Source organism: Halomonas sp. MCCC 1A11062 (assembly GCF_021404355.1).
Lineage (GTDB): Bacteria > Pseudomonadota > Gammaproteobacteria > Pseudomonadales > Halomonadaceae > Halomonas > Halomonas aerodenitrificans.
The window spans coordinates 1-22725 of the sequence record NZ_JABFTW010000016.1 but is presented as its reverse complement, the minus strand read 5'-3'; the positions used below and the strand labels follow the sequence as shown (position 1 = coordinate 22725).

Below are 22725 nucleotides of genomic sequence, written 5' to 3'. Positions count from 1 at the left end.
ATACTACGGCAGCGAGGCGATATCCCCGGGGCCGAAGCGCTCGCGCATGCGCTGCTCGCGGAACCCTTCAAGCAGACGCGCATAGCGGCGAGGAATCTTGGTTCCGCTGCGGCTGACCAGATGCAGGGTCTCGTGTTCGATGACAGGCAGATCGAGTTCCTTGACCTGCCGCTGCCAAGGCGAGGTTTCCAGCACCAGCCGCGAGACCACGGTGAAACCAAGACCGCGCGCCACGGCGTCGAGCACCATGCCCACCTCGTTGGTGAAGCCCTGGCGGCGAAACTGGCTCATGGAGCGAAACTCGTCAGGGAAATTGCTGCGCAGCAGCGCGCCGGCGTGATTGACCCCGTCGGAGTAGTTGATGAAGCCGATACCCATCAGCTCGGTGAGCGAGGTGCCGGCAAAGTCCGCCGGCACCACCAGGCACAGCGGCTCCTGGTGCCACAGGCTGCAGTTCAGCTCCGGATGGCGGATCGGCTCGGTGACGATACCCAAGTCGTGACGCCCGGCCAGCACGTCGGAAACGATCTCGTGGCTGAAGGCAAAGCTGTAACTGACCGTCAGTCCCGGCGACATCTGCTGCTGACCGAGAATGTAGGGATAGAACATCAGCCCCACGCTGCCCGGCGAGGCGATACGGCACTCACCGGTGTCCAGCGCATCGTCGTCCAGCGAGTGGCGAAACTGCTCATGCTCGGCGAACAGCCGCAGCCCGTAGTCGTAGGCCCTGCGCCCGGCCTCGGTGAGAGCGAAGCGCCGGCCCTGCCGTTCCAGCAAGGGCTTGTCGAGATACTGCTCCAGCTTGCGCACATGCTGGCTGACCCCGGGCTGGGTCATCTCGAGATGCCGCGCAGTACGCGTGAAGCTGCCCGTTTCGACCAGGGTGATGAAAGTGCGAAAGTACTGTGCGTTGAACATGGCGATCGCTTGCAGGGACCAAGGCCGGAGACTCTCATCCTACCACCCCTGGCCCAGCCACGCAGCGCTGCGCCGCTGCGGGCAGCGTGATAGCATCGAATGACGACTCGATGACAGGCACGCAAGCCGACACCACAAGGATCGTTTCATGCCAGACACCATCTCCACCATCGTTTCACCGCTGCGCAGCCTGGAAGTGCTCTCACAGCATGAGGTCAACCGCCTGCGCGACACCTCGAAGGCCGGTTTGCACGACCTGCTGCGGCGCTGCTCGCTTGCCGTGCTCAGCTCCGGCAGCATGACCGACGACAGCCTGGTGCTGATGGAGACCTATCACGACTTCGACATCGAAGTGATCCAGCAGGACCGCGGCATACGCCTGAAGCTGACCAATGCCCCCGCCCAGGCCTTCGTCGACGGCAAGATGATTCGCGGCATACGCGAGCACCTCTCCTCGGTGCTGCGCGACATCGTCTACGTCTACAACGAGATCCAGCAGCATCGCCGCTTCGACCTCACCACTGGCGAAGGGACCACCAACGCGGTGTTCCATATCCTGCGCAAGGCCGGCACGCTGAAGCCGGGCCGTGATCCCGGCATCGTCGTATGCTGGGGCGGCCACTCCATCACCCGCGAGGAGTACGAGTACACCAAGGACGTGGGCTACCACCTCGGCCTGCGCGAACTCGATATCTGTACCGGCTGCGGCCCCGGCGCCATGAAGGGTCCGATGAAGGGCGCCAACCTGGCCCACGCCAAGCAGCGCATACTCGACGGCCGCTATCTGGGCATCTCCGAACCCGGCATCATCGCCGCGGAGGCGCCCAACCCGCTGGTCAATGAACTGGTGGTGATGCCCGACATCGAGAAGCGCCTGGAGGCCTTCGTACGCCTGGGCCACGGCATCGTGGTCTTTCCTGGCGGCGTGGGCACGGCGGAAGAGATCCTCTACCTGCTGGGCATCCTGCTTCACCCCGATAATGCCGACATGGCCCTGCCGGTCATCTTCACCGGCCCGGCCAACTCCGCCGACTATTTCCAGCGCATCGACGAGTTTCTCGTTTACACCCTGGGCGAGGCGGCGCGCAGCAAATATCGCATCATCGTCGATGACCCCGTCGAGGTCGCCCGCACCATGCGCAAGGGCATCGATAGCGTCACCGAGTTCCGCCGCGCCCATCAGGACGCCTTCCACTACAACTGGCGCCTCACCATCGCCCGGGACTTCCAGGAGACCTTCGAGCCCACTCACGCGGCGATGGCCGGCCTGGCACTGCATCGCAAGCAGCCGGTCCATGAACTGGCCGCCAACCTGCGCCGGGCGTTCTCCGGCATCGTGGCGGGCAACGTCAAGGAGCGGGGGCTGCGCGCCATCGAGGCCCACGGTCCCTTCCAGCTACATGCCGAGCCGGAGCTGATGCGCCGCCTGGACGAACTGCTCGGCTCCTTCGTGGCCCAGGGCCGCATGAAGCTGCCAGGGCAGGAATACGTGCCCTGCTACCGGCTGGTGTGACAGCGGGCCGGCAGGAATCGAGTAGAGAAAGAACGGCGGCGCCTGAAAGGCGCCGCCGGCAGTTCAGGCTCGTGGCTCAGTCTCGAGGAACAGGTGGGCGCAACCACAGCAATACTGCATGCAGCAGCAGCCCAAGCGTGGCGCCATGCGCGAGCAACAGCTGCCAGCTGATCCAGGCCGTGAACAGCGCATGCCACAGGCCCATCACTACCAACCCTGCCAGCAGCGCCAGTAGCAGCCGCTTGCCCAGCTGCGGCAGCCGGCGGCGTTGGTCCGCATCCAGCATGCGCCAGTTGAGGAAAGCCACCACCGCCACCACCGCCAGCGCTATCGAGATCAGCGACAGGCGATTGCCATAATCGCCGGCGATGAATCGCGGCACGGTAGCGAGCATCAGTATCAGCAAGCCCGCCAGCAGGCTCAGTCGTTCCGCAGTCGGCTCGGCATGCATCTCAAGCCACCTGCAGCTGTTGGTCTTCGATCCACTCCTCGACCCAGGGCAGCGCAGCATCGTCGGCCATGAAGGTCTCCATGGCATCGATCTCCAGCCGCTCCCCCAGCCGGGTGGCCCCAAGCCCTTCGAGCATCTCATCAAGACGGCGCCCTGCTCCGCAGAAAGTATCACCGTAGGAGCTGTCGCCCATGGCGATCAAGCCGTAGCGCACGCCCACCAGCGACGGGCTTCGCTCATCGAGGGCGCGGGCAAAGGGTACGAAATTGCCCGGGAAATCGCCGCTGCCGGTCGTGGAGACGCAGAACAGCACCAGATCGGGCCGCTCTTCGGTCAAGTCCTCGAGCGTGGGCTGCTCGAGAACCGTGGTCTCGTAGCCGGCATCCTTGAACAGCGGAGCGACCTGTTCGGCGACATCAAGGGCGCCGCCATACATGGTTCCTACGAAAATCTTCAGCATTGGCATGTCGGAAATAGACCTGATTCGTTCAACCGATACGTTCGACACGAGTTTACCACGTGTCGGCGAGTTGGCGCCGAACGCCACCACCCGCCATCGCCAAGCGACAGGTTGTCGCAGGCGGCTCGAAAGCTGGCCAAGTATAATGTTCGGTCTCTGTTTCGAGGAGGCGACATGCTGGAGGCGCATACGTTCGAAGCCTGGGTCACCCCGCTGCTGATCGGCGGCCTGATCCTGTTCATGGGCTTCATCATCTGGGACCTGGCCAAGCAATCCCAGGCCGGTCGCTTCGGCACCCTCATGCTGTTCGTGGTGCTCGGCGCGGGCATGATGGGTTACATCTTCAAGGTGGTGATCACCTGGCTGATGGAGAGTGGCGGCGGGGTTTGAACCTGACTGGGCATGTACCCAATAGCCGCAGTATCCAATAGCAAGATGCCACCCGTGGGGTGGCATCTTGCTATGGCGTTTCATCAGCTGGGCGCCGGGCCTTCGTAACGCTCGACCTGGCTCTTGAGCTTCTGGCCGGGTCGGAAGGTCACGACACGTCGCGCCGAAATGGGAATTTCCTCCCCCGTTTTCGGATTGCGCCCCGGGCGCTCACGCTTGTCGCGCAGATCGAAGTTACCGAACCCCGACAGCTTGACCTGCTCGTTCTCGCGCAGACAGGCCCGGATCTCTTCGAAGAAAGCCTCTACCATGGCCTTGGCTTCACGCTTGGTCAGCCCCAACTCAGCATTGAGATGTTCGGCCAGTTCCGCCTTGGTCAACGCTCCCATGTCATCTCCTCAGAGTGGCGGTCCAGCCCGCCGCCGTCATGGCTCCCGGTTCGTTCGAGCACTTACCCGCGCAGCTCGGCCCCCAGATGCTGATGCGACTCGGCGACGATGGCATCGACCAACTGATTGATTTCTTCGTCATTCAGCGTGCGCGAAGGATGCTGCCAGGTCAAGCCCAAGGCAACACTCTTGCTCCCTTCGGGCACCCCTTTGCCCTGATAGACGTCGAACAGGCGCAGTTCCTGCAGCCATTGTCCTGCGCGCTGGCGTACGCAATCCAGCAGCGCCTGCACGGGTCGGCTCTCGTCGAGCAGGAAGGCCAGGTCCCGGCGCACCTCCGGATAGCGCGACAACGGCTCGAAGGCAGGCAGGCTGCCATGAGTGAGCGCATCCTGACGCACTTCGAACAGATACACCTCAGCCTTCAGGCCAAGCTCGGCCTTGACGGCGGGATGCAGCGCACCGATCCAGCCCACCTGTTCGCCACGAAACACCACCCGCGCACACTGACCGGGATGCAGCGCCGAGTGCTCACCCGGCTCGAAGCGCCAGGCATGCTCCTCTCCACCCAGGGCGATGAGGCTTTCCAGATCGCCTTTCAAGTCGAAGAAGTCGACCTTGTCCCGGCTGCCGGCCCACCCTTCGGGAAGGCACTCACCGCAGACCAGCGCACCGACCATGGGCGTCTGGTCCAGCGCATCCAGATCGCCGCGGAAAACGAGCCCCGTCTCGAACAGACGCACCCGGGTCTGCTGGCGGTTGAGGTTGTACTCCAGCGCACGAATCAGCCCCGGGAACAGACTTGCCCTCATCACGGCCAGATCGCTGGAGATGGGGTTGGCCAGCCGCGGAGAGACCGCATCCGGCAGCAACGCCTGCTGCAGTTCGGGGGCAACGAAGCTGTAGGTGACCGCCTCCTGATAGCCCCGCGCCACCAGTTGACGCCGCAGCCTGGCCAGGGGCGTGCGCGCCTCGTTGTCGGGGCGCAGCGCCAAACGGGCCGTAGGACGGCGCACCGGCAGCAGGTTGTAGCCGTGGATCCGCGCCACTTCCTCGATCAGATCTTCCTCGATGGCGATATCGAAGCGCCAACTGGGCACCTTCGCCTGCCATCCCGCTTCCGTCGCGATGACTGCCATACCCAGCCGCTCGAGGATTTCCTGCACCTCGGCCGAGGGTAGTGCCTTGCACAGGGCCTGCTCGAGCCGCGCGGCACGCAGCGTGACCTCACGCGCGGCCGGCATATGGGCATCGCTGATGACTTCCACCAGCGGCCCCGGCTCACCGCCGGTGATCGCGAGCAGTAGCGCCGTGGCACGCTCCACCGCGTCACGGGTAAGGCACGGATCGACCCCTCGTTCGAAGCGATGCGAGGCATCGGTATGCAGCCCATAGGAACGCGCCTGCCCGGCAATCGCCAGGGGCGAGAAGAAGGCGGACTCGAGGAAGATATCGCGGGTTGCCGGGCCGACGCCGGAACCCTCGCCGCCCATCACGCCAGCAATGGCCAGCGGCCCGCGCTCGTCGGCGATGACCAGCGTCGAGGCGTTGAGCGTGATCTCCTGACCGTCGAGCAGTATCAGTTGCTCCCCTTCCCGCGCCAGGCGCACTATCACCGCACCGTGCAGATTCTCCCGGTCGAAGGCGTGCAGCGGCTGGCCCAGTTCGAGCATGACGTAGTTGGTCACGTCGACTACCGGATCGATGGAGCGCACGCCGCTGCGGCGCAGGCGCTCGACCATCCACAGCGGGGTCGCCGCGGTGACGTCCACGCCCTTGATCAAGCGACCGATGTAACGCGGGCAGCGCTCGGCATCCTCAACCCGCACCGAAAAGGTCTCGTCGTGGCTGGCCGCGACCGGCTCGACGGCAGGCTCGGTCACCGCCAGTCGGTTGAGCACGCCGACTTCGCGCGCCAGGCCTTTCAAGCTCAGGCAGTCGCCGCGGTTCGGCGTCAGATCCACCTCGACGGTGTGATCGTCGAGCCCCATCCAGGTGCGAAAATCCTCGCCGGCGGGCGCATCGGCAGGCAGCTCCATAATGCCCGCCGAGGTCTCCTCGGCCAGACCCAGCTCCGAGGCGGAACAGATCATGCCGCGGGATTCCACGCCGCGCAGCTTGGCCTGCTTGATCTTGAAACCGTCAGACTTGGAGTCGCCCGGCAACACTGCCCCGACACGGGCAAACGCTACCTTCTGGCCGACCGCCACGTTGGCGGCACCGCACACTACCTGAACCGGCTCGCCGCTGCCGTCGAGCACCTGGCACACGTTGAGCTTGTCGGCATCCGGATGCTGCTGCTTGTCCACGACCTCCGCCACCACCACACCACTGAAGGCAGCGGCAACGGGCTCGACGGCATCCACTTCCAGGCCGGCCATGGTGATCTGGTCGGCCAGCCCTTGTACGCCCAGCTGCGGTGACACCCACTCGCGCAGCCACTGTTCGGAAAATTTCATGGTCAATCCTGTATTCGGCCGAAGTTCATGTCCGCCTGGGCTCGACGCCCGATCAGGCGAATTGGCGCAGGAAGCGCAGGTCGTTGTCGAAGAACATGCGCAAATCGTTGACGCCGTAACGCAGCATGGCGAGTCGCTCGGCGCCCATGCCGAAGGCAAAGCCCTTGTAGCGTTCCGAGTCGATACCCGAATGGCGGAACACTTCCGGGTGCACCATGCCGCAGCCCATCACTTCGAGCCAGCCGCTGTGGGAGCAGACCCGGCAACCCTCGCCGGAGCACATCACGCACTGGATATCGACCTCGGCGGAGGGCTCGGTGAAGGGGAAGTAGGAGGGACGAAAACGCACCGACAAGTCGTCGCGCTCGAAGAAGGCGTGCAGGAAGTCTTCGATGGTGCCCTTCAGATCGGCGAAGCTCACGTCCTCGTCGACCAGCAGCCCCTCGACCTGATGGAACATCGGCGTATGGGTCAGGTCGGAGTCGCTGCGATAGACCCGCCCCGGGCAGACGATACGGATCGGCGGCGCCTGATTCTTCATCGTGCGCACCTGCACCGGCGAGGTATGCGTGCGCAGCAGGCGCGTGGCGTCGAAGTAGAAGGTGTCCGCCATGCCCCGGGCCGGGTGGTGAGCCGGAATGTTGAGCGCTTCGAAGTTGTGATAGTCGTCTTCGACCTCAGGCCCCACGGCAACATCGTAGCCGATGCGGCTGAACAGCCCTTCGATGCGCTCCAGGGTCAGGGTGACCGGGTGCAGGCCGCCGTTGGTCTGGCCACGCCCCGGCAGGGTCACGTCGATGCGCTCTGCGGCCAGCTGTGTTTCCAGGGCCGCCTTGGCCAGCGACTCGCGACGGGCGTCGAGCTCCTCGGTCAGGGCCAGCTTGGCCTGGTTGATGCGCTCCCCCGCTGCCGGACGCTCATCCGCCGGCAGCTTGCCGAGCCCCTTGAGCTGAGCGGTGATCTCGCCTTTCTTGCCAAGGTAGCGTACCCGCAGCTCCTCGAGCGCCGCGATGCTGTCGGCAGCCTGAATGGCCTGACGGGCTTCGGTGACCAGTGTTGGTAGATGGTCCATCCGTTGAGCTCCGAAGTCGTTATCGTGCTGTTGACGCGTCAGTGCGCGTCGTAAAAAAACAGGGGAAGAGCGGCTGCTCTTCCCCTGCGACGGTCTGGCATCGACCGGGCCGGCCGCGACCGGCCCGACACCCGAGACAATGTCACTTACTGGGCAGCCTTGGCCTTCTCGACGATGGCAGCAAAGGCAGCCTTCTCGTGAACGGCCAGATCGGCCAGCACCTTGCGGTCGATCTCGATACCGGCCTTCTTCAGGCCGCCGATGAAGCGGCTGTAGGACAGGCCGTGCTGACGGGCACCGGCGTTGATACGCTGGATCCACAGGGCGCGGAACTGACGCTTGCGCTGACGACGGTCACGGTAGGCATACTGACCAGCCTTGATGACAGCCTGCTTGGCCACGCGGAAAACGCGCGAACGGGCACCGTAGTAACCCTTGGCCAGCTTGAGAACCTTCTTGTGACGACGACGAGCGACGACACCACGCTTGACACGAGTCATGGCTTTCTCCTGACGTTAAAGTATGTGACCTGAGGCTTACAGATTCGGCAGCATGCGCTGAATCAGGGCCTTGTCGGCGTCGTGGATAAGCTTCGTACCACGCAGATGACGCTTACGCTTGGTCGACTTCTTGGTCAGGATGTGGCTCCGGAACGACTGCTTGTGCTTGAAGCCGTTGGCCGTCTTCTTGAAGCGCTTGGCAGCGCCGCTGTTGCTCTTGATTTTCGGCATGAGACTAACTCCGCTCGAGATTTTTCAGAAAACCCGGGGCCGGCGGCCGGCTATTGCCGACCGCCCGTCTGACTGGCCTTCGGATCACTTCTTCTTGGGGGCAATGATCATGATCATCTGGCGCCCTTCCATCTTGGGGAAGGACTCCACGGTCCCGATCTCCTCGAGATCCGCAGCGATCCGCTCCATCAGCTTGCGGCCGATGTCCTGGTGCGCCATTTCACGGCCGCGAAACCGCAGCGTGACCTTGCCCTTGTCGCCACCTTCGAGGAAGCGGATCAAGTTACGCAACTTGATCTGGTAATCCCCCTCGTCGGTGCCAGGCCGGAATTTGACTTCCTTGACCTGAATCTGCTTCGTCTTCTTCTTCTGAGCTGCCTTCTGCTTCTTCTGCTCGAAGACGAACTTGCCGTAATCCATGATCTTGCAGACGATCGGATCGGCATTGGAAATCTGGACGAGGTCAAGACCGGCCGCTTCGGCACGCTCGAGCGCTTCGCTCGTGGGCACAACGCCCAGCTGCTCGCCGTCGCTGTCGATCAGGCGCACCTGATCCTCGGTTATCCGCTCGTTCATTGGGGGGCGCTTGTCCTGAGGACGTCCGCGCTGGCTGCTTCGCTTGATCGTTCCGTCTCCGTTCCGGTAATTGACGATGTCGATGCCGACCTGTCTTTCCCCACCTGGGCTTACAGGTCTATTCCAGGCCCTACAGGTCTAATCTAGGTCTACAGACCCAGCCCAGGCCTTACAGGTCTCTTACAGACCTTCTGCCCGTACCCGCTCGATGAAAGCATCGACGGTCATGGTGCCCAGGTTTTCGCCAGTGCGCGTACGCAAGGCAACCGAGTCGGCTTCGACTTCCTTATCCCCTACTACCAGGAGATAGGGAACCTTCTGCAACGTATGTTCGCGGATTTTAAAGCCGATCTTCTCGTTCCTCAAGTCCGCCTTGACGCGAAGGCCAATTTTTTGCAGGCGCCGCTCGAGTTCCAGCGCATAGTCACGCTGGGCATCGGTGATGGTCATGACCACCGCCTGCTCCGGCGCCAGCCACAGCGGCATGGCCCCGGCGTAGTGTTCGATCAGAATACCGATGAAGCGCTCGAAAGAGCCCAGGATGGCCCGATGCAGCATCACCGGGGTCTTGCGCTCGCCATCCTCGTCGACGTACTGGGCGCCCAGGCGGCCCGGCAGGTTGAAGTCGAGCTGTAGGGTACCACACTGCCACACGCGATTGAGACAGTCGCGCAGGGCGAACTCGATCTTGGGCCCGTAGAAGGCGCCCTCGCCCGGCTGCAGCTCCCACTTCAGACCGGTGGCGTTCAGCGCCGCCTCGAGGCCGGCCTCGGCGCGATCCCACAGCGCCGCCTCGCCCATGAAGTCGTCGGGGCGGGTCGACAGCTTGAGCTCTACGTCGTCGAAGCCCAGTTCCTTATAGACCTTGAGCGTCAGCGCGATGAAGGCCTCGGCCTCGCTCTGGATCTGCTTCTCGGTACAGAAGATGTGAGCGTCGTCTTGAGTAAAACCACGCACCCGCATCAAACCGTGCAGCGAACCGGAAGGCTCGTTGCGGTGGCAGCTGCCGAACTCGGCCAAGCGCAGCGGCAGGTCGCGATAGCTCTTGAGCCCCTGATTGAATACCTGCACGTGGCAGGGGCAGTTCATCGGCTTGACCGCGTACTCGCGCTTCTCCGATTCGGTGGTGAACATCAGGTCGCTGTAGTGCCCCCAGTGGCCGGACTTCTTCCACAGCGAAAGATCCACCACCTGAGGCGTGCGGATTTCCTGATAGCCATGCTCGATCTGGATCCGGCGCATGTACTGCTCCAGCGCCTGGTACAGGGTCCAGCCGTTGGGGTGCCAGAACACCATGCCCGGGGCCTCCTCCTGCAGATGGAAGAGGTCCATGCGCTTGGCCAGCTTGCGGTGATCGCGCTTCTCGGCTTCCTCGAGACGCTGCAGGTGGGCCTTTAGATCTTTCTTGTCGCCCCAGGCGGTGCCGTAGATACGCGTCAGCATCGGCTTGGTGGCATCGCCGCGCCAATAGGCGCCGGCCAGCTTGGTCAGTTTGAACGCCTTCAGGTGCCGGGTATTGGGCACGTGAGGCCCACGGCACATGTCGGTGTATTCCTCGTGATGGTAGAGACGAATGGTCTCGCCCTCGGGGATCTCGCGCACGATCTCCTGCTTGTAGGGCTCCTCCCGATGCAGGAAGGTCAGCATCGCCTTGTCGCGATCCACGTACTCGCGCACCACCTCATAGTCGGTGTCGATCAGCTGCTTCATGCGCGTCTCGATGGCGGCCAGATCGTCCGGCGTCACCGAGCGGCCGAAGTCGATGTCGTAGTAGAAACCGTCATCGATCACCGGGCCGATGGCCATCTTGGCATCGGGGTAGAGCTGCTTGACCGCATGCCCGATCAGGTGCGCGCAGGAGTGGCGGATGATCTCGAGCCCTTCCGGGTCACGAGCAGTGATGATGGCCACCTCGGCGTCATGCTCGATGAGGTCGGCGGCATCCACCAGCTCGCCGTCGATCTTGCCGGCCACGCAGGCCTTGGCCAGCCCGGGGCCAATGGACTCGGCCAGCTGCATCACGCTGATGGGTTCGTCGAAAGTTCTCTGACTGCCGTCCGGCAGGGTCACGATGGGCATCGAAGGGTCCTTTGCGCAGTGGTGATCCATACCAGGGATCACGTGTCGCGGTTGATAGCAGATACGAAAAACAGGTCGTCAGCGAAACATGCAGCCCACCCACTACCTTGGGCGATACGGGTGCCGTATTCATAGCGGCCCCGCTGCACGTCACGGCGACCGACAAGACTACCAGAACAGCCCCCGCTTGCGCCATGGCGAGCATCGCCTGGGCAGAATGAAAAGGACACAGACGCGACAGGGGCACCCGAAGGTGCCCCTGCTGATGGCGGTGCTGGAAACTCATCCAGCGCCGGGCATCAATCCCAGTTGATGATCTCGACGCGACGGTTCTGCGCCCGTCCTTCGTCGGTGTCGTTGGTGGCAACCGGACGCTCTTCACCGAAACCGCGGGTGGTCATGCGATTCTCGGCGATACCGCGTGAGACGAGGAAGTTACGCACGGAGTTCGCACGACGCTCGGAGAGGCCCACGTTGTACTGCGGGGAGCCCACGGAGTCGGTGTGACCCTCGATGCGCACGCGCAGGTTGGGATTCTCGCGCAGCGTGGTCGCCACTTGGTCCAGAGTCTGATAGGCACCCGGACGGATCTCGTCGGAATCGAAGGCGAAGGTGACTCCGCTATCGAGCGTAACCGGCTCGAACTCGGTAACCGGAGCCGGCTCAGGCTCAGGCATCGGCTCGGGCTCCGGCTCGGCAACCGGCTGCGGCGGCGGGGTACGATCGGCACACAGCAGAGCGCCGATGGCAGCACCAGTGGCACCGCCCACGGCGATACCAGCATCCTCATCGGATTCTCCGCTCACCGCATAGCCGATGCTGCCGCCGATCAGGCCACCGGCGATACCGCATACCACGGGCTGCTGATACCAGGCGGTACCGCCTGCACCGGTGCCAGCCGCCGCAGTGCCGCCCGCGCGCTCACCGCCCCGCTGAAAATCCGTAGCACAGCCAGAAAGGCCGAGCACCAGAGCTGAACCCAACAGCAAGCCAGTCGTTGATTTTTTCATTGCAAGACTCCTTCTTGATTTTCATCTCGGGCTGCACGAAACGCGAATTTCCCGATGGTCAGGACACTCATTGACCCAACGGCTTAAAGTGTAGGCCGTTATCGGCCTTGCTCAAAGCGCCGTCTCACTCCTTTCCCCGGCCATTCTGCCATTTTCTGCCAGCAAATACCCAGGGAATGGCCATGTTTAGCTTGGCGGAGCGCCCAAGGCGCTGCCAACATACCGTGCTGTAAAGCTTTTGTATAGATCTCAATGCAGGCTTTCGGGCCAGTTTCGACGAAATTTGAGCACTTCTTCAGCCGCCTTAAGTACCGGCTGGCGCCACTCCGCCTCCACCTCGAGACGCTCGCGGTCCTCGCGCATGCGATCGCGGGGGGCCAACTCCTTGCGCGCGGAGTGCGTATGCAGGTGCTGGGTGCGCTCATATACCTCGCTGAAGGCCTGAAAGCCGGGCCGCTCGAGCAGGCGCGGATCGAGAATGTCGAGCAGCAGTTTGCAGCGCCATGCACCTTCGGTGATGTCGACCTGCTCCTGCAGCAGCGAAGAGGCAACGATCTCGAGATTGGCCAGGCAATTCTCATGAGCACGGCGCAGCTCATCCTCACGAAACGCCTCACGCCGCTGCACCTCCTTCCACAAGGTGTAAGCGTAAGCTGCCAGGCCGGCAATGATGGCCAAGCCCACGGCGAGCAGAATCAATGCCGTCGTCGTCGTCATCCAAACTCCAGAAAGTGGGTTGTGGGCCGCATTGTAACGCAAGCACGAGCACGGGACAGCGCCCGACGCACTCATTCAATTCAGCGTGTTATCGATCAGGGTTGGGTCGCTACAAGCGATAAAGGGACCATTAATCAAACTCTCACCCCGGTTGTAGCGCAGCGCATGACCATCGCGCGGCTCGATCACCGCACCACCGGCCCCTTCCAGCACTGCCTGACCGGCAGCGGTATCCCATTCGCAGGTAGGGCCGAAGCGTGGGTACAGATCGGCGCGACCTTCGGCAATGCGACAGAATTTCACCGAACTGCCGCAGCGCTCGAGCGTGGCCTCGGGAAAGCGCGCCAGCCAAGCCTGGGTCTGCGCGTCCAGATGGGCTCGGCTGGCGAGGATCCGTGGCGGCCTCTCGACACGCACGACCAGCTCCCGACACCGGTTCTCATGCCAGCGCCAGGCACCGATCCCCTTTCCGCCCATCCAAGTCGTGCCTAGTGCCGGCGCATGAACCACCCCCAGCCGTACCTCACCCTTCTCGATCAGCGCTACGTTCACTGTGAAGTCATCGAAGCCATCGACGAACTCACGAGTACCGTCGAGCGGGTCGACCAGCCAGTAGCGGTGCCAGGTAGAGCGTTCCGCCCAGGCGATATCGGCCTGCTCTTCGGACAGCACCGGTATCTCCAGCAGCCTCGGCAAACCACGCACCAGACGACGGTGCGCCACCATGTCGGCCTCCGTGACCGGGCTGCCGTCGGCCTTGCCGGCCACCTCGTAGCGTCTTTCGCGTATGCGCAGGATCTCCCGGCCCGCCGCCTCGCAAAGTTCGCGCAGCGCTCGCCCATCGGGCAGCAGCGACGTCGCGCCTTCGTTCTCGATCACGCCTATTCTCCCTGTCGTAATGATTCAGCAGCCCGAAACGCGAGTGCCCGGCATATGCCGGGCGCTCGAAGTAGAAAAACCACCTGACTCGCTTACGCTGCCCAGAGGCCGGCATAATGATCCAGCAGCAGGACACCGAACACACCGAGAATGTAGCGGATCGAGAACCAGAAGGCCGCCAGCGGTGCGGTGGGGTCGGCCCCCCGCCAGACTTTCCAGTTCCAGTACATGAAGCGCAGGTTCAGCGCCATGACGCCCACCAGATAGACGGCCCCGCTCATGCCGATGACGAAGGGCAGCAGCGTTACGGCTACGGTCAACCAGGCATAAAGCCATATCTGCAGCCGTGTGAACGCTTCGCCATGGGTTACCGGCAGCATCGGCACACCAGCACGCGCATACTCATCGCGCTTGTGGATTGCCAAGGCCCAGAAATGTGGCGGCGTCCAGGCGAATACGATCAGCACCAGCAGCAGCGGCTCCGGCCCCAGTTGCCCCGTCACCGCCGTCCAACCCAGCATCGGCGGCGCCGCCCCGGCCACGCCACCGATGACGATGTTCTGCGGTGTAGCCCGCTTCAGGAAGGCCGTATAGATCAACGCATAGCCGATCAGCGATGCCAGCGTCAGCCACGCCGTCAAGGCATTGACCTGCCATAGCAACAGCGCGATACCCGCCATGGAGAGCAGCGATGCCCAGCCCAGCGCCAGCACCGTCGGCATGCGCTGGGCCGCAAGCGGCCGCTGGGAAGTCCTCAGCATCATCGCATCGAGGCGCCGATCCACCACATGGTTGAACGCCGCTGCGCCACCGGCCGCCATACCGATCCCGGCCAGGCCGAATACTACCGTGGAAAGGGAAGGCAAGCTTGGCGTTGCCAACGCCATCCCCACCAGTGCGCAAGCCAGCATGACCAATACCACTCTCGGCTTGCATAACGTGAGCAGGTCCTGCCAGCTCCAGTTGGAGCCTTCCAGCTGTGACAGCAGAACGCGCTTCAATTCGCCACGTCTCATCAGCGCGTTAGACATGCACCCACTCCTTGTCCCGTCGTGTTGAATCTTCGGCCGCAACGGCCGACTCTCGCCAATGCCACACCGCCAACGCCAGCAGCAGTACCAGCGCCACGGCACCGGCCGTATGCAGCAATGCCAACCACAAGGGCAGCCACATCAGCACGTTGGCGATGCCAAGCCCCACTTGAATACCATAGGCGAAGACGAGCCCACCGAGCCAGGGGCGCATGCGCGCCTCGCGCCAATAGCGCAGTGCCAACGCTATCAAGGCCAGTCCGAGCACCAGAGCGCCGATCCTGTGCCCCTGATGGATGGCAGTCCTGGCATCTGCATGCAGCTGCCCGTGTAGATAGTTCGGCCCTACCGTCTGGGTCAGATGAAAGCCCTCGCTCCAATCCATCTCCGGCCACCACTGACCGTTGCAGGTGGGGAAGCCCTGACAGGCAATGCCCGCGTAGTTGCTCGACACCCAGCCGCCCAGAGCCAGTTGCAGCAACAGGCAGAGCATGGCAATGCCCCACAGCGGAGTGAGACGCCGCCTCGCTACGCCAGGTGCCGCAGCGCCTCTGGCAAACCGGCGCAAACTAAGATGCAGCCAAAGGAACAGCAGCAGTACCGCCAGGCCGCCCAACAGATGCAGGGTCACGACCTGTGGCCACAGCTTCAACGTCACGGTGAAGGCACCGAACGCCCCCTGCAGCAGAATCACGACCAGCAGAGCCACGCTCGTTTTCCACGGATAGCCGGGGCGACGGCGCAGCCCGGCCCCCAGCACCAGCAAGGAGATGACCAGCAGCCCGAGCGCCGATGCCACGTAGCGGTGAACCATCTCCACCCAGGCCTTGAACACTTCCAGCGGCGCGTCGGGAGAGTGGGCCATCGCCCGATCGGCATTCGGCACCACCAAGCGCCCATAGCAGCCCGGCCAGTCAGGACAACCAAGCCCGGCATCCACCAGGCGCGTCCACACACCGATCAGAATCACCACGGTGGTAAAGACGACCCCAGCCAGACTCAGCCGCAGCAACAGACGCAGCCGCGCCGTATCGCGCTGAATGGAAGCATTCGACATCGAAGCACTCTGCATGGTGTGGCTCCCGCCTCCCTGGTCGAATAATGGTAGCTGCGCTCAGCGTGTATCGCCGTCACGCTCCGGCGCACTGCGCCGGTCGGGGTTCATGCGCAGCAGATGACTGAGATCATCCATCACATCGCGCTCGCCGACCTCACGACCATAGGTCAATACCACTTGGCCCCTCGGGTCGAGTAGCCAGACCTGCCCGGGCGCCTGCCAATCCGGCACATCCAGCCACTGTGCACCGATCTCTCCCGGCAAAAGTTCTCCCGGCAAAATCTCGCCCTCGCCGCCGACACGCAACCTCGTCACCCTGGGCGCCTCGCGGCCCAGCGCACGATGCAGACGCCACCAGCGGTCGGCGTTTTCAGCACATGCCACGCTGCAGTCGAAGGCCAGCACCCAGTCGCCCTCATCCAGGCTGTCAGTAAGCTCCACCAGGGGCCACTGCGCCAGCTGGGGTACGTCCGGTGCCAGCTCGCCGTGGGCCGTGCGTTGCTCCGGGATGCCGATACGCCACTGCACCATCACCCAGGCGGTAACGACCGGCAAGGCGAAGATTGCTATCAATGCCAACAACTTGAAGCGCTGGTGACGAATTCTCATGGCTTCCTGCAAGGCTTTGCCTCCTCATGTGCATTGCGACCTGCGGCGTTAGTGGCATCACGACGGTCTTTGGCCAGCCGGCGCCCGCCAAGCAGCATCACGACCAGAGCGGCCAGCGCTAATCCCCACCACTGAACGGCATAGCCAACATGCCGACTGGGTGGCATCACGCTGGGCTGCCACCACGGCTCGAGCAGGCCGCCCCCACGCTCGAGATGCATCCATCCGGCGTACGCGAAATCCGCCTCCCAGGCCTCGAGCTCGATGCGCTGCAGGCGGCTACCTTCACGGTTGGGGCCGAACAAGGGAGTGCCACTGCCTGCCGCCTGCCAGCGGCCTGCGACGACGACCTCACCCATGGGGGTTTCCACCTCAGGCGCCGCGCGGGTCGGCCCGGTGGCCAGGAAGCCTCGCTGAACCAGCCACAGTCGGCCATCTTCGGTTCGAAGGGGGGTGAGCACCGCCACTCCCAACTGGCCCTGATGGGTGCGGTTGTCGAGAAACAGAGTCTGCTCCTCGAGATAGCGGCCACGCAACGTCAGCCGAGTGCCTTCGGGGGGAGTGTCGATTGGCGCTTCCAGCGTTGGGGCGGCGTCGAGACGTGCCAGGTATTCGCGCTTGTCGTCCGCCCGCTCCCACTGCCATAGTCCAAGGAACAAGCCCAATGCGACCAGTGCCGACCAGAACGAGAACCAGATCCTCAGTCGCCACTTTCCGCTCCCCTGACTTTCAATGGAGTGCCCCATGTTCCTCAAAACTCTGATAGCCGTGGTGTTCCTGGCCATGCTGACCAGCCTGGCCGCCGGCGTTGGCTTTCTGCTACGCGACGATTCCAGCTCGCGGCGCCTGCTCGTATCGCTGAAGATTCGCGTTTCTCTGGCCGCACTGCTACTGGCCCTGCTGTTCTACGGCTTCTATTTTGGCAGCCTGGGAGAAATTTGACCCCAGACTGCCGATATCACCAGCCCCATGAGGACACATGGGGCTATGCATCACACCACCACGTCAGAACACATAGACGAACAGGAACAGCCCCACCCATACCACATCGACGAAGTGCCAGTACCAGCATGAGGCCTCAAAGCCGAAGTGGTCTTCCGGGGAGAAGTGGTAGCGCATCACCCTGAACAGCATCACGATGAGGATCAGCGTTCCGACGATGACGTGAACCCCATGGAAGCCCGTCAGTATGAAGAAGGTGGCGCCGTAGATGCCTGCCTGCAACGTGATGCCGTAATGGGCATAGGCTTCGTAGTACTCCACGCCCTGAATGACGATGAAGGTGAGGCCCAACAGAACGGTGCCCGCCAGCCAGTTGCGGCATATCTTGCGCTTGCCTTCCTTCAACGCCTCGTGCGCCACGGTCAGGGTGATGCTCGAAGAGACCAGGATCAGCGTGTTCACCAGCGGCAAGTGCCAAGGGCTGAAGACCTGTGAGGGGCCCGCCACGGAAGGGTCCGGCGGGCTGAGCAAGGGCCAGTGCGCTACGAACTCCGGCCACAACAGCGCGGTTGCCCCCTTGGTACCCTCACCTGCCAACCACGGCACAGCGAAGGTGCGCACGTAGAACAGCGCGCCGAAGAAGGCGGCGAAAAACATCACCTCGGAGAAGATGAACCAGCCCATGCCCCAGCGGAACGAGCGATCCATCTGGGCATCGTAGAGCCCGCTGCGCGACTCCACCACCACGTCACGGAACCACAGCGCCATCACGGCGATGACTGCCACCAGGCCCACCAGCGTGATAACGGTACCTCGCCCGTGCACCAGCACCATGCCGGTGCCGACCATCATCACCCCGAGAGCGAGTGAGCCAAGAATGGGCCACTTGCTGGTTGCGGGTACGTAATAACTGCCACCACTCATGCCTCACCTCCTTCGTCGCGCTTGACCCCGGCCTGCAGCGTTTGGGTTTTGCCCTCAACGGGGTAGAGGGTATAGACCAGAGTGACGGTGTTGACCTCGGGAGGGAGGTCGCGATCCAACTGGAACACCAGTGGCATTTCTACCCGCTCGCCTGCCTGCAGCAGTTGCTCCTCGAAACAGAAGCAGCTCGACTTGCGTACATGGCGGGTAGCGGTGTTGGGCGAAACGCTGGGCACGGCGCGCCCCCAGTTCTCGCTGCTGCTCTGATTGCTGAACATGAAATTCACTTCGGACGTCTGCCCAGGGTGCAACCGCACCTGCCGGGTCTCGACATCCAGTCTCCAGGGCAGGCCGGAACCGTTACGCGTGATGAACTGCACCGTGACCAGGCGCGACTCGTCCACATCGTCGTGAACCAGTGCCTGGGCAGTGGTATCGACCTTGCCGTTGATACCGGTTACCCGACAGAACACGTCGTACAGCGGCACCAGGGCGAAGGCGAAGGCGAACATGCCGATCAGTGCCGCCACGCTGCGCCAGATCGTCCGCCGTACCCCCGCCTGCCTGGCCTCCATATCGTGCTGAGTCATGCTTCACTCCTCCTTTCGATGGCCGGCCACGCGTGGCCGGCAATGCGAATCAGTGAGCCGGACGCTGGAAGGTCGGCGGCGTCTCGAAGGTATGCAGCGGTGCAGGACTCGGTACGCTCCACTCGAGGTCGTCGGCGTATTCGCCCCAGGCCGCCGCCGGCGCCTTCTTGCCGCCACGCACGCACATGACGATCACGGCGACGAACAGCAGCTGGGAGAAGCCGAACATGAAGGCACCGATGGAAGACACGAGGTTGAAATCGGCGAACTGCAGCGCATAGTCGGGAATCCGCCGCGGCATGCCGGCCAGCCCCGAGAAGTGCATCGGGAAGAAGGTCAGGTTGACGCTGATCACCGAGAGCCAGAAGTGCCATTGAGAGAGGCGCACGTTGGGATAGTGGCCGGTCCACTTGGGCAGCCAGAAATAGACGGCGGCCATGATGGAGAAGATGGCACCCGGCACCAGCACGTAGTGGAAGTGCGCCACCACGAAGTAGGTGTCATGGTACTGGAAGTCGGCCGGCGCAATGGCCAGCATCAGCCCCGAGAAGCCGCCGATGGTGAACAGCACCACGAAGGCCAGGGCAAACAGCATCGGCGGTTCGAAGCTGATGGAGCCACGGAACAGCGTGGCCACCCAGTTGAACACCTTCACCCCGGTGGGCACGGCGATCAGCATGGTGGCGTACATGAAGAACAGCTGCCCGGCCAGCGGCATCCCCACCACGAACATGTGGTGCCCCCAGACCAGGAACGACAGTACCGCAATGGCAGCAGTGGCATACACCATGGAGGCATAGCCGAACAGGCGCTTGCGGGCAAAGGCCGGAATGATCGCCGACACGATACCGAAGGCCGGCAGGATCATGATGTAGACCTCGGGATGGCCGAAGAACCAGAACAGGTGCTGGAACAGAACCGGATCGCCGCCGCCCGACGCATCGAAGAAGCTGGTACCGAAGTTGATGTCCATCAGCATCATCGTGATCACCCCGGCGAGTACCGGCATCACGGCGATCAGCAGGAAGGAGGTGATCAGCCAGGTCCACACGAACAGCGGCATGTCCATCATGCGCATGCCCGGAGCACGCATGTTGAGGATGGTGGCGATGATATTGATCGCCCCCAGAATCGAACTGATGCCGGCAATGTGCAGCGAAAGGATGAAGAAGGTGGTGGAGGGCGGCGCATAGGTCGTGGACAGCGGCGCGTAGAACGTCCAGCCGAAATTCGGCCCACCACCCGGCATGAACAGGGTCGAGAGCAACAGCCCGAATGCCACCGGAAGCAGCCAGAAACTGAAGTTGTTGAGCCGCGGCAGGGCCATGTCTGGTGCGCCGATCTGCAGCGGAATCATCCAGTTAGCCAGCCCGGTGAAGGCCGGCATGACTGCCGCGAAGACCATGATCAGGCCGTGCATGGTAGTCATCTGATTGAAGAATTCCGGATTGACGAATTGCAATCCGGGCTGGAAAAGCTCTAGACGAACCACCAGAGCGAAGATGCCACCGATGAAGAACATGATCAGCGAGAAGATCAGGTACATCGACCCGATCTCCTTGTGATTGGTGGTCAGCAGCCAGCGCATGATGCCCTTTGGTGGGGCTTCGTGGGCATGTCCATGCCCCGCTTCCGCGGCGGTAGTGCTCTGCTCGAGAGTCGGCTGAGGAGGTACCTTAGGGGCCATCGGAATACTCCAATCTCATTGTCTTGTTTTGTCGCAGCTTGTCAGGGGTCCCTCACGCCGCCGTGGCGACGTGAGGGCGACGATCATTGCAGCCGCTCGGCGATTTCGGCCGGCTGTACCGCATCGCCGGACTCGTTGCCCCAGGCGTTACGGGTATAGGTGATCACCGCTGCCAGCTCGACCGGATTGAGCGTAGTGCGGAACGACGGCATGGCAGTCCCGGATACGCCATTGATGATGACGTCCTTGTGCCACTCCACGTCCGCAAGCATCCGCTCGTTGCCGGCCAGTGCGGGGAACGCCGGCGGCGACCCTTGGCCTTCAGGCTGGTGACAGGAAGCACAGATGCTGCCGTAGACGCCCTCGCCCCGCTCCATCAGCTCATCGAACTCCCACTCGCGGTCGATGCCCATGGCCTCTTCCGCCGCCATCTCCTGGCGCTCGGCCAGCCAGGCGTCGAACTCGTCCTCTTCCACCGCGCGCACCACGATCGGCATGAAGGCGTGATCGACCCCGCACAGCTCGGCGCACTGCCCGCGATAGATACCCGGCTCGTTGATGCGTACCCAGTTCTCGGTGATGAAGCCCGGCACCGTATCCTGTTTCACGGCAAAATCGGGAACCCACCAGGCGTGGATGACGTCGTCGGAAGTAAAGAGGAAACGAACCTTGCGATTGATCGGCAGGACCAGCGGCTCGTCGACCTCGAGCAGGTAGTGCTCACCGCGCTCCTCGTCGCCGCGAATCTGCGCCCTCGGGGTGGCGAGATTGGAGTTGAAGGCGACGTCTTCACCGAGATATTCGTAGCGCCAGCGCCACTGCTGACCGGTGACCATGACGTCCAGCTCGGCCCCGGAAGGATCGTAGATTTTCTGGAGAGTGGCGGTCGCCGGTATGGCCATGCCGATGAGAATCAGCAGTGGGATGCCCGTCCAGATGATCTCGACCGTCGTATTCTCGTGAAAATTGGCAGACTTTGCGCCTTTGGAATGACGATAGCGAAACAGGGAGTAGAACATGACCCCGAATACGATCACGCCGATGACCACACAGATCCAGAAGATCGTCATGTGAAGGTTGTAGATTTCTCTACTGAGGTCAGTGACCCCAACCGGCATGTTCCAGCCGCTAGCCAGAGCCATCTGGCTCGAGCCAACAAGGGTCAAGCCCCCTGCCAGCCAGACGAGCAGAGTGCGCATCGACGCCTCCCGAGTTTGTAGTTGTGTCGATAACGGCGCCCCACGAGTCAGGGTACGGGGGTTCTCATCCCAGAGAACATTAGCCGCTTCTTCTAGCCGAGTATATGGAGACAAGTTTAGAAAGTCACTCGCCTAACCTTCACCTTATGGCTAACGCAGCAGTCAACGCTGGGCCCTGCTACGCTCAGCGCGCAACCCAGATCGCCACCAGGGCCAGCACACCCACCAGCAGCAGTCCCATGACGATTCCAGTCACGATGAAGGCCATTGGACTGCCACGCTCGAAATCCTCACGCCGCTGCCTATCGCGCTGAACGCCGAAGAACGCTGCCAGCACCGATTTTATGACACTCCACATCGCCTTCCCCCTCTATAGACCGGCAGGATAGACCGGCTGGCTTCAGAGCATGACACAACCACCCCATTGCCGGTAAGCCACTGGCTTGCAAGCCCGTATCGGAGTGCCGAGTTCGATATCACGAAATCGCATACCGCAATGCAGCAAAAAAGCATGGGAGAGCCACCTTTGCTGGACTACACTCGAATGCAAGCGTTCTACCCTGTCCCAATCGCCCATTCGACATATCACGGAGATCGCCATGGCCAGCCCCACCCCCGGTCGCCCCGCGCCCAACCCCGCCCTCGATGCCTCCCTGCCACTGATGGAATGGTGGTCGCAGCAATGGATCCAGGGAGTTACCCCGATGACGCGCCTTCAACTGGCATGGATGGAAAGCGTATCTGACATGATGCTTCAAGAAGCGAAATTCCTCGCCGCGCTTTCCGAAGCAGGACAACAGCTCGGACACTGCTATGACACCCACGGCGCCGACCCCGAAAAGATGAAGGCATGCTATGAGGAAATAGCGCGCGAGGTTGCCGACCAGCATATGCGGCGCCTCAAGCAAGTCGCCGCCATGCCGAGCTATGGTGATTTCTGGTGTATGGGAGGAGGTAGGAAGGGTGGCGTATCCTGTTGATTGATCACGACCAAGATCTCAATCAACATGAGTGGATACGCCATGACCGATTCTACCCTCCG

General features: G+C 62.7%; 26 protein-coding genes. 4 read left to right on the top strand and 22 right to left on the bottom strand.

Going from position 1 to position 22725, the window contains the following annotated elements; genetic code table 11:
* Nucleotides 1-3: 3 nt before the first annotated feature.
* Nucleotides 4-918, bottom strand: coding sequence for a LysR family transcriptional regulator (locus tag HOP58_RS16130; protein WP_234260877.1), 915 nt, complete (start codon nucleotides 916-918; stop codon nucleotides 4-6).
* A gap of 148 nt (nucleotides 919-1066) precedes the next feature.
* On the opposite strand from HOP58_RS16130, the gene ppnN reads away from it, so the two are divergent.
* Nucleotides 1067-2431 carry a nucleotide 5'-monophosphate nucleosidase PpnN gene (gene ppnN / locus HOP58_RS16125; protein ID WP_267963477.1) on the top strand — a complete coding sequence of 455 codons (1365 nt, stop codon included), beginning with the start codon at nucleotides 1067-1069 and terminating at the stop codon, nucleotides 2429-2431.
* 76 nt (nucleotides 2432-2507) lie between these two features.
* On the opposite strand, the gene HOP58_RS16120 is transcribed toward ppnN, so the two are convergent.
* Nucleotides 2508-2882 (bottom strand): hypothetical protein, encoded by a 375-nt coding sequence (locus tag HOP58_RS16120; RefSeq protein WP_234260876.1) that lies wholly within the window; start codon nucleotides 2880-2882, stop codon nucleotides 2508-2510.
* A 1-nt stretch (nucleotide 2883) separates the two neighbouring features.
* Entirely contained in the window at nucleotides 2884-3348 is a 465-nt protein-coding gene (locus HOP58_RS16115; RefSeq protein WP_010628686.1) for a flavodoxin domain-containing protein, read from the bottom strand.
* A 168-nt stretch (nucleotides 3349-3516) separates the two neighbouring features.
* Here HOP58_RS16115 and HOP58_RS16110 point away from each other — a divergent pair, with 168 nt between their 5' ends.
* The gene (locus HOP58_RS16110) at nucleotides 3517-3732 is read left to right on the top strand and encodes a DUF2788 domain-containing protein (RefSeq protein WP_010628687.1); all 216 of its coding nucleotides are present in this window, start codon (nucleotides 3517-3519) and stop codon (nucleotides 3730-3732) included.
* A gap of 83 nt (nucleotides 3733-3815) precedes the next feature.
* Here HOP58_RS16110 and HOP58_RS16105 read toward each other — a convergent pair whose 3' ends face one another.
* From HOP58_RS16105 to HOP58_RS16040, 14 genes are all read right to left on the bottom strand, one after another.
* Nucleotides 3816-4121, bottom strand: a complete 306-nt coding sequence (locus HOP58_RS16105) for an integration host factor subunit alpha (RefSeq protein ID WP_010628688.1) — start codon at nucleotides 4119-4121, stop codon at nucleotides 3816-3818.
* Between the two features lie 62 nt (nucleotides 4122-4183).
* Nucleotides 4184-6580: a phenylalanine--tRNA ligase subunit beta gene (gene pheT, locus HOP58_RS16100; protein ID WP_234260875.1), complete on the bottom strand. Its 2397-nt coding sequence runs from the start codon at nucleotides 6578-6580 to the stop codon at nucleotides 4184-4186.
* A gap of 52 nt (nucleotides 6581-6632) precedes the next feature.
* Nucleotides 6633-7652 (bottom strand): phenylalanine--tRNA ligase subunit alpha, encoded by a 1020-nt coding sequence (gene pheS / locus HOP58_RS16095; protein WP_234260874.1) that lies wholly within the window; start codon nucleotides 7650-7652, stop codon nucleotides 6633-6635.
* Between the two features lie 146 nt (nucleotides 7653-7798).
* Nucleotides 7799-8152: a 50S ribosomal protein L20 gene (gene rplT / locus HOP58_RS16090; RefSeq protein ID WP_010628691.1), complete on the bottom strand. Its 354-nt coding sequence runs from the start codon at nucleotides 8150-8152 to the stop codon at nucleotides 7799-7801.
* Between the two features lie 36 nt (nucleotides 8153-8188).
* On the bottom strand, nucleotides 8189-8383 hold the full coding sequence (gene rpmI, locus HOP58_RS16085; protein ID WP_010628692.1) for a 50S ribosomal protein L35: 195 nt from the start codon (nucleotides 8381-8383) through the stop codon (nucleotides 8189-8191).
* 84 nt (nucleotides 8384-8467) lie between these two features.
* Nucleotides 8468-9007 carry a translation initiation factor IF-3 gene (infC, locus tag HOP58_RS16080; protein WP_274517424.1) on the bottom strand — a complete coding sequence of 180 codons (540 nt, stop codon included), beginning with the start codon at nucleotides 9005-9007 and terminating at the stop codon, nucleotides 8468-8470.
* Nucleotides 9008-9139: 132 nt separating this feature from the next.
* Nucleotides 9140-11038 (bottom strand): threonine--tRNA ligase, encoded by a 1899-nt coding sequence (gene thrS, locus HOP58_RS16075; protein ID WP_010628694.1) that lies wholly within the window; start codon nucleotides 11036-11038, stop codon nucleotides 9140-9142.
* 299 nt (nucleotides 11039-11337) lie between these two features.
* Nucleotides 11338-12048, bottom strand: a complete 711-nt coding sequence (locus HOP58_RS16070) for an OmpA family protein (RefSeq protein ID WP_234260873.1) — start codon at nucleotides 12046-12048, stop codon at nucleotides 11338-11340.
* A 249-nt stretch (nucleotides 12049-12297) separates the two neighbouring features.
* A complete protein-coding gene (locus tag HOP58_RS16065) occupies nucleotides 12298-12765 on the bottom strand; it encodes a DUF2489 domain-containing protein (protein ID WP_234260872.1) in 468 nt (155 codons plus the stop codon).
* Nucleotides 12766-12840: 75 nt separating this feature from the next.
* Entirely contained in the window at nucleotides 12841-13644 is an 804-nt protein-coding gene (gene cysQ, locus HOP58_RS16060) for a 3'(2'),5'-bisphosphate nucleotidase CysQ (protein WP_234260871.1), read from the bottom strand.
* 92 nt (nucleotides 13645-13736) lie between these two features.
* Nucleotides 13737-14660, bottom strand: coding sequence for a heme o synthase (gene cyoE, locus HOP58_RS16055; protein ID WP_234260925.1), 924 nt, complete (start codon nucleotides 14658-14660; stop codon nucleotides 13737-13739).
* A 7-nt stretch (nucleotides 14661-14667) separates the two neighbouring features.
* Nucleotides 14668-15747, bottom strand: a complete 1080-nt coding sequence (locus HOP58_RS16050; protein ID WP_010628700.1) for a COX15/CtaA family protein — start codon at nucleotides 15745-15747, stop codon at nucleotides 14668-14670.
* A 42-nt stretch (nucleotides 15748-15789) separates the two neighbouring features.
* Nucleotides 15790-16341, bottom strand: coding sequence for a hypothetical protein (locus HOP58_RS16045; RefSeq protein ID WP_051004653.1), 552 nt, complete (start codon nucleotides 16339-16341; stop codon nucleotides 15790-15792).
* Entirely contained in the window at nucleotides 16338-17087 is a 750-nt protein-coding gene (locus tag HOP58_RS16040; RefSeq protein WP_234260870.1) for an SURF1 family protein, read from the bottom strand. The genes HOP58_RS16045 and HOP58_RS16040 overlap by 4 nt, the downstream gene beginning before the upstream one ends.
* On the opposite strand from HOP58_RS16040, the gene HOP58_RS16035 reads away from it, so the two are divergent.
* The gene (locus HOP58_RS16035; protein WP_010628703.1) at nucleotides 17086-17283 is read left to right on the top strand and encodes a DUF2909 family protein; all 198 of its coding nucleotides are present in this window, start codon (nucleotides 17086-17088) and stop codon (nucleotides 17281-17283) included. The genes HOP58_RS16040 and HOP58_RS16035 overlap by 2 nt on opposite strands.
* Nucleotides 17284-17346: 63 nt before the next feature.
* On the opposite strand, the gene HOP58_RS16030 is transcribed toward HOP58_RS16035, so the two are convergent.
* The 5 genes from HOP58_RS16030 to HOP58_RS16010 all read right to left on the bottom strand — a co-directional run bounded on the left by HOP58_RS16030 (nucleotide 17347) and on the right by HOP58_RS16010 (nucleotide 22041).
* Nucleotides 17347-18207 (bottom strand): cytochrome c oxidase subunit 3, encoded by an 861-nt coding sequence (locus HOP58_RS16030; RefSeq protein WP_234260869.1) that lies wholly within the window; start codon nucleotides 18205-18207, stop codon nucleotides 17347-17349.
* The gene (locus HOP58_RS16025) at nucleotides 18204-18797 is read right to left on the bottom strand and encodes a cytochrome c oxidase assembly protein (protein WP_010628705.1); all 594 of its coding nucleotides are present in this window, start codon (nucleotides 18795-18797) and stop codon (nucleotides 18204-18206) included. The genes HOP58_RS16030 and HOP58_RS16025 overlap by 4 nt, the downstream gene beginning before the upstream one ends.
* A 49-nt stretch (nucleotides 18798-18846) precedes the next feature.
* Entirely contained in the window at nucleotides 18847-20484 is a 1638-nt protein-coding gene (ctaD, locus tag HOP58_RS16020) for a cytochrome c oxidase subunit I (RefSeq protein ID WP_026038158.1), read from the bottom strand.
* A gap of 83 nt (nucleotides 20485-20567) precedes the next feature.
* Nucleotides 20568-21683, bottom strand: a complete 1116-nt coding sequence (gene coxB, locus HOP58_RS16015) for a cytochrome c oxidase subunit II (RefSeq protein WP_010628707.1) — start codon at nucleotides 21681-21683, stop codon at nucleotides 20568-20570.
* Nucleotides 21684-21867: 184 nt separating this feature from the next.
* Nucleotides 21868-22041, bottom strand: a complete 174-nt coding sequence (locus HOP58_RS16010) for a DUF2970 domain-containing protein (RefSeq protein ID WP_234254085.1) — start codon at nucleotides 22039-22041, stop codon at nucleotides 21868-21870.
* 241 nt (nucleotides 22042-22282) lie between these two features.
* On the opposite strand from HOP58_RS16010, the gene HOP58_RS16005 reads away from it, so the two are divergent.
* A complete protein-coding gene (locus HOP58_RS16005) occupies nucleotides 22283-22663 on the top strand; it encodes a hypothetical protein (RefSeq protein WP_234260868.1) in 381 nt (126 codons plus the stop codon).
* Nucleotides 22664-22725 lie beyond the last annotated feature (62 nt).